Annotated in this window: 7 protein-coding genes and 1 pseudogene; all 8 read right to left on the bottom strand. The window is 64.6% G+C overall.

From position 1 onward, the window contains the following. Positions 1-221: 221 nt before the first annotated feature. The 8 genes and pseudogenes from SNA_RS42675 to SNA_RS23655 all read right to left on the bottom strand — a co-directional run bounded on the left by SNA_RS42675 (position 222) and on the right by SNA_RS23655 (position 6421). Positions 222-497 carry a hypothetical protein gene (locus SNA_RS42675; RefSeq protein WP_051877031.1) on the bottom strand — a complete coding sequence of 92 codons (276 nt, stop codon included), beginning with the start codon at positions 495-497 and terminating at the stop codon, positions 222-224. A gap of 134 nt (positions 498-631) precedes the next feature. After that, positions 632-1024 (bottom strand): annotated as a pseudogene (locus SNA_RS23680) (IS701 family transposase); the annotation flags it as partial. A 187-nt stretch (positions 1025-1211) separates the two neighbouring features. Further along, positions 1212-1538 (bottom strand): hypothetical protein, encoded by a 327-nt coding sequence (locus tag SNA_RS23675; protein ID WP_037788403.1) that lies wholly within the window; start codon positions 1536-1538, stop codon positions 1212-1214. A gap of 134 nt (positions 1539-1672) precedes the next feature. Continuing rightward, on the bottom strand, positions 1673-2185 hold the full coding sequence (locus SNA_RS42670; protein ID WP_157880052.1) for a hypothetical protein: 513 nt from the start codon (positions 2183-2185) through the stop codon (positions 1673-1675). 23 nt (positions 2186-2208) lie between these two features. After that, positions 2209-2646 carry a hypothetical protein gene (locus SNA_RS23670; RefSeq protein ID WP_157880051.1) on the bottom strand — a complete coding sequence of 146 codons (438 nt, stop codon included), beginning with the start codon at positions 2644-2646 and terminating at the stop codon, positions 2209-2211. Positions 2647-2648: 2 nt separating this feature from the next. Continuing rightward, positions 2649-3908, bottom strand: a complete 1260-nt coding sequence (locus SNA_RS23665; RefSeq protein WP_030062775.1) for an amidase domain-containing protein — start codon at positions 3906-3908, stop codon at positions 2649-2651. A gap of 4 nt (positions 3909-3912) precedes the next feature. Further along, complete coding sequence (locus SNA_RS23660; RefSeq protein WP_157880050.1) at positions 3913-4257, bottom strand: type VII secretion target; 345 nt, start codon at positions 4255-4257, stop codon at positions 3913-3915. Positions 4258-4636: 379 nt separating this feature from the next. Beyond that, the gene (locus SNA_RS23655) at positions 4637-6421 is read right to left on the bottom strand and encodes a zinc finger domain-containing protein (RefSeq protein WP_044366731.1); all 1785 of its coding nucleotides are present in this window, start codon (positions 6419-6421) and stop codon (positions 4637-4639) included. Positions 6422-6550: the final 129 nt, after the last annotated feature.

Below are 6550 nucleotides of genomic sequence, written 5' to 3'. Positions count from 1 at the left end.
GTCAGACACGCGTACAACTCGTCCCGGAAGCGTGACGCTTCCGCGAACGCTTCCCCCACAGCGGCTTCAGGCAGCAGACTCACCTTCACGGCCTTCGTTCTGATCGGTGCACCTTGGTCGGAGCACATGATCAGACGAAGGCCCCTTCCGTAACCGGCGAATGCCCATCCGAGCGATCACGTTCGGGGCGGTGTTCGAGGCCGTGAGTCTGCGGCTTGAGCTCAGAAAGGTACAATTAGACCGGCCTGTCGCAGCTTGAGCAGTGCCCTGCCCATGCATTCCGCGACTGAGGATCCGTCGGCTCTCATCCCTTCAGACAGCGGTCCACCACCAGCAGCGAAGGTCCACGCGGGTCGGCCCTCCCGCATGCGCTCCGCGTCGACCCGGATCATGGCACCGACACCCTGCTCACCGAGCCATTCCAGGATGAGCAGCGTCGCGTCCTCGACGCCGCTGTCCAGGTCCACCTTGGGCCGCCGCCCCATTCCCTTGGCCATGGCCACAACCCTACTCAGCGTCTGGTCGGACCTCGTCACACTCTTTCAAGGCGGCTCAGACCATAAAGAACAAGCTTAGGCCTGGAAGATGAACAAAAGCCCCCCGCCACTGCACCCCCGACCGCCTCGAAGCCCCGGTCCACTGCGGCGTGTCCCCGCTCGTCGGCGTAGACGGGGTAGAGGGCGACCTGGGAGTTCTCGATCTGCCCGGCTGTGCCGGTGTAATGGCGCTGGACCCCGACGGTGTGGGTGCCCTTCTTCAGGTCACCGGTCTCGTCGACGACCAGCACCGCGGCCTCGTCGTGGAGGTGCTCAACAACGTATTCGCGCACGTCGTCACGGACCGCATCCGCGTCCCAGGAGGCCCGGCACAGCAGGTGCTGCATGCCGTGCGGAGTAGATTCCCCGGCCCACTCCGCGGTCGTCCAGCAGTTCTTGCGCGGCAGGTCCGACAGCAGGCCCAGTACCAACCGACCGGCCCGCCGCCGTGGTTCGACCCGGGCGAACAGCCCCGCAATACGGCCCATGGCCACCTCAAACGCCTCCCGCCAAAGGGCGGGATTTATGCTGTGACCTGCGGCCACCGTCTCGTCGTTTGTCCACACAACTCACGATGATCAACGGTGGCCGTACTTGAACCAGGCCCCATCAGTACGCCCGAGCACCCGAGTTGGCGAGTCCGAGTCCGCACTTCGTGTTCCGTTCGGGCGAACGTCATGGCTGTGCACTCTGGCGGTGCATCGGTGGCCGGTCGAGTATCTCGATGTACATGATCCGGCCGTCCACGATGTCCAGGATCAGCATGCCTTTCGAGGGCGAGAGAGGCACACACCGATGGCCCGGGCCGTACGGCTGCCCCTGCGGATGATCTGCCGTCCGGATGCTCTGGCAAAAGTCATCGCCGCAGCCGCACTCGTCAACCAGACACAGATCCCACGCGCAGATAGCCAGCTCGCGTTCTCCTTCATCCTCCAGGAGGGCGGTCAGTTCGGTGATGAGATCTGGGAAGACGTCGCGAATGAGGGGGTGGTCGTGCTCCATGGGCGGAGGGTAGCCGGGGCGGCTGGCTGAGCGCGATGACGGGGTGCGCGGCCACAGCCAGCCAGATCACGATCTACAGGTGGAGTATTAGCGTGTGACGCAGGGATCTTGGGCTTGAAACTAAATCTTCGCTATCACTGCAGATCCGACCTCAAAAGATCTCCCGCCGCAGCTTGCACGCGACTGATTCGATCGTCGTTTTCGTCAATTATTGACAGTGTTTCGTACGCGTTGCTGGCTGCATCAACGCATCGCCCTGAAAGAACTTCAGAATAAAGCAGCCAGATTCCATTCCTCGCCGAAGTGATGCACTCTCCGATCAAGTCCCGCCCTTCCAAGACCAGTTGAGTCGGCTGCCCCTCGCTGGCGACCAGGAGAAGTAGCAACTCGGAGAAAGCTCTCCTCGCAGCCAAGGAAATGTCATCGGCCAGTGCGGCAAGCGCAACGGAAACAGCCGCGAGAGCTGGCTCGAATAACACCGCCGACGCGAACACATGACCATCGCAGATGCCAGTATCGGGCCTATCCTCCCCAACGACTCCTGCGATCTGCAGAAGATCGACTGCGACGTGAGTGGCGGGCTGCCCGCATCCGCAACGCAGACGAGCCCAGTCATAGCGATTGATCTCAGTCTCTGCAAGTTTCACGCAGTGATCTCGTCATTTTAGACCTAGCCCTCGCAAAGGGGCTTTCCGATATTCGCAGCTGCCTGGGCGGCGTCCATATGTGCCACGACGACCATGCCGGCCGTCAGAAGGATCATGAGGCAGGCGATGACGAAGAAGAGCGTCGAAACCAGACTCTGCCAACCGCGGTTGGGATCCTGTCCGGCACGCCGTGCGGACCGGAACATCAGCAGATGGATGGCCACCGCCAGGACGGCCGCCGTCATGCCGCCGTAAGCGACGGCAAAGTGCGTCCACGGCAGCAGCATGTACCGGCACTCGGTCGACTGCAATTCATGGTGCCCGTTGGAGAGCGAGACCGACACAAAGAAGCTGACGATGGCGGCTACCGAGAGCAATGGAACGGAGAGGATCAACGCCTGCCAGCGCCGCGAGGGACGTTGCCCGGGCTGCGCGCGTTGTGGTGTCACTTCGGTAGTCACTGTCAATACCAATCCGGATGCGGACGAACGATGCGGATTTTCTGCTGTCCTTCGGCTTTTTCTGTTGCCGGGAGCCGGCCTTGCAGACTCACGTTCTGGTACGAGTCTTGGTGCTGGGTGTACTTGATCTCGCCGTCCGGCATCACGGCCGTGACCACGGCGGCGTGGTGGGTGTTGCTGTGCGCGATTTCGTCGTTGGGGCCCTGCTGCTCGTAATAGATGATGTCGCCGGGCCGCGCCTGGGACGGAGGGACTTCCTCCCCGCCGTGCTTGAGCATGAAGTTCTGCTGATTCTCGGCTCCGGCCCAAGTCTTCGAGTAGTACATGCTCGCGTCGATCGCGTCGATGCCGATGCCGCCGGTGTTGCCCCAGGTGTCGTCGCCTCGGGCGCCCGACCAGAAGTCGATTTTGTGCTGCATGCCTGCGTGGTCGAGTGCCTCGGAGACGAAGTTGGTGCAGTTGTTGTCAAAATGGACCGGATCCTTCTTGTCCCAGTTCTCCAGCGCATATTCCACCATCTTGACGCGATCGAATTTCCCGTCCGTGCCACGCATCTCTCGTTTGACGCTTTCGGGGATCCCGTCGAGGTGGGCGAGTTGCACCGGCTCGGCCCGCATCATGTCCTGCTGCTGCTTCTCGCTCAGGCCGTTCCACCAAGCGCGTACCGCGGCCGGGTCGGTGTTCGCCTTCGGGATGTCGGCGGCGAGCATGTCCATCTCGACATGCGAGGCACGGTTCTGCTCCTTGAGGGCCTTGTCCGGGTCGCTCACACCGACCATTCCTGCCAGACGGTACAGCTCGGCCGCTGTTTCCTCGTCCGCCTCGGTCGCCTGCCGAACCGCCTGGTCGCGCAGGGCCAGGATCTCCTTGTATGCCTGCTGCTGGTCCGCGTCGGCGTTCGGGCCGGGGCACTGCAGCGGCATGCCGTCATCATCCACCGGAAGGTCGTGTGCCCGTGAGAGGTCGGTGATCTGACATGCGGTGCTCATCGCCGTTTCCAGGCTGGTGTGCATGCCTTCCATGACCATTTTGACGCTGAGCAGCAGGTCGTATGCCGACTCCAGTTGGTTGGCCAGCTTCACGAAATCGCCGGCCGCAGCTGCGCCGACTTCGTCGGCCCAATGGTCGGCGAGGGGCTTGGCGCCCTGCTCGCGTACGTCGTTCGCGGCGTTCAGCGCGTACTTCGCGAGAGCCGCCCAGTCGTCGGCGGCTTCCTTCCACTTGCGGGGGTGGGCGCTGATGAGATCCGAGTACGAGACCATGCTGTCAGTGCCTCCCCAGGTCCTGCATACCGGCCCTCAGCCGCGAGACGGCTTCCTGGTCCGCGGCGTCGTAGCCGTCGGCGGAGTCCTGCAACTTCTGCCCCAGTTCACCCATTTTCTTGGCGAGCTCGACCATATGATCCTCCCAGGCAGTGCGACACGACGTCACAGCGTTTCCGCTCTTCCAGAGCAGAGCGTCGTAGTAGACCTCCCAAGAACTGTCGAGGACATGCGACAGGCGCCGCTGCGTGTCGCTCGACAACGCCTGCATGTCATCGCCAGTGCTGCGCACCTTCGCCGTGTCCACCCGTATGTCACCCACGGGTGCCCCCTTGTTTCGTTCGATCATTTTCGTACGCGGTCCTGTACATGACCTCATACCTTGCGCCTGTGCACCGTACGAGGTCTCCGGCGCGGCTACGAAAGTGAGGCGCTGATCAGGCGGTTCTGACTCAAAACGACGTAACGGCGTGCCCTACGCGGCGAGGCGAACGAGGCGTGTGTCAGCAGATATGCGCCCTGGGGTGTCGTCGGCCTCGGCGCTGGCGCCCAGCCATTGAGGGATTGAGGTCGAAGGCGCGCACGGACTGCTTGTTCCAGTGTGCAGAGCGAAGGACCTGTCAGGCCGGTCCAGTATGGGCTGGCCGCGTACAGGCAGTGGGCCGCCACCCACGACGACGTCGGGATCTGAGCCAGCTTGTGCGCATGTGCTGCACGAGAACGGTGAGTCAGCGCGAGGGAAACCGGCGCTTGAACCACGTCACACGGGCCTGATGCGGGCGGCCATCCGGTGTCTCACACCGGGATCCGCTCCTCACCCCGCATTCAGGACAGGAAACATCCTTGACCCGCCACAGAGGCGAAGGCGGCTCCGGACGCGAGCGCGGCACCGGCGAGGACGACGCCGGCCGTGATCTCGGACCCGGTTTACGGCGCTCTGCCCGCGAGCTTCGTTCGCTGATGATCAACTGGAGTCGCTCGTCGTGCGGGAACTGCCGCTCTTCCCCCTTCCCGACGCCGTCGTCGTTCAGGCAGTCCCTGCCCTTGGGCGCAAGGCAGCGCGGGCACGACGTCTTCGTCCACGACCGACGCCCCACCTGCTCGTGCAACGGCCTCTTCTTCGTCTTCCTCTTCGGGACCGACGCGCTCAGATGCGGTGCAGCCGGCTGGGGCTTGGCTTGCGGGGGCGGCCGGTCGAGACCTGCGCGCACCTTCCAGGTATCGATCTGCTTCTGCTGACGCGGGTCGACGCAGTCGTCGGCCTGCTCCGCTACCCGGACAAGCTCTTGGACCAGGTCGCGCATCGCCTCACGCCGCTGGCCAATCCCGCGCCGCTGCAACGTCGTGAGCAGGGTATGCACCCGGCCCGCTGCTCGCCACGCTCCGCTGGCTGCCCTCGCGGCTGCTTGGGCTGCTGCCTGCTCCCGCCTGTGGGCTGCCAGCTGTTCAACGGCTGCGTCCACGATGGCGTTCTCGGCATCGCTACGGTCATGGCCAGCGGTCGCATTGGCACGCGTCAGGAGCTTGCGGACCTGCTTAGCCTTCCCGCTGGCAACAGCCTTCTCCAACTGGCCGAACAGCTCCTGGCGCACAGCAGCTTGCGCTTCCAGCCACCTCTCCGCTTCCGACACAGCGGCTGTCAGCTGCCTTCGCGTCTCTTCGTCCCCACCGGTCACAGCAGCGATCTCACGGCACACCCGGGTCACCACGACCACCGACCCGAACTTCTGGGCATCGGCCAGCCTCCGCAGCAACCCCTTCGCCCGCGCCTGCGCGTCCGGAACCCTCCGGGTGCGCCCTGTCGGCCAAGGGGCAACGGGACGAGTGCTGCGGGAGCGGACGATCCGCTTCACCGCCGGCGTCGACAGGCCGCGATCGGTCATGTCGCATTCGTCAAGCGTGAACCACTCGGTGTCCCGGGCGAACGCCTGCGTGCCGATGCGGACCTCGCGGGCGGTGCCGGCGCTGTCGAAGCGGACCCGGTGGACATACCAGCGCCGCACCAACGTGTCATCGTCCACCGGCACCGACATGCCCAGGACCACGTCGACGTCGTGGCTCTCCCAGGCCGGCGGCACGGTCGCATCGAGGTGAACCCGCAGGGCACCGTCGCCTTTGTCCCAGGCGATGTCCAGGACGGAGCCGATGGCGGCGCCGTCGGGCTGGGGGAAGGTGAAGGCAGCCTGGTGGCCGCGGCCGGTCAGCCACTGGGTGGCGGCGGCCTTCAGGTAGAGGTGGTCGGCGCTGGAGACGTCGCGGGCCCGGCGCTCGCAGATCCGCGGCAGTCCGGTGGGGTCGGGGTGGTGGGCGAAGTGGCAGACGCGGTCGGTGTAAAGCTTCGTGGTCAGTTGGCCACCGCAGCCGCCGAGGAGATGCCCGCACCAGAACGTGTCGTGCTGATGGTGCTGGCGGAAAGCGTCCAGCTCGATGGGCTCCAGCGGAAGCACCAGCGGCTGGTCGGAGTCGGCGTTGCTCAGGACTGCTGTTTGAATCCGCCGCTTGTCTAACCGCAAGAGCCCCCACCTCCGTCGCCTCACCCCATCCTGCCAGCAGAGACATTCGCCGAGCAGGCGGACGGACAGATAGCGGCAGGTATTCGTAGGCGAAAGCGGTGTGGGGGGACGCGTTGCTCAGGGCAACCG

The sequence above is a fragment of the Streptomyces natalensis ATCC 27448 genome (genome assembly GCF_000935125.1).
In the GTDB taxonomy this organism is placed as follows: Bacteria; Actinomycetota; Actinomycetes; order Streptomycetales; family Streptomycetaceae; genus Streptomyces; species Streptomyces natalensis.
Note: the sequence above shows the minus strand (reverse complement) of the source record. Positions and strands in the feature narration are given on the sequence as shown.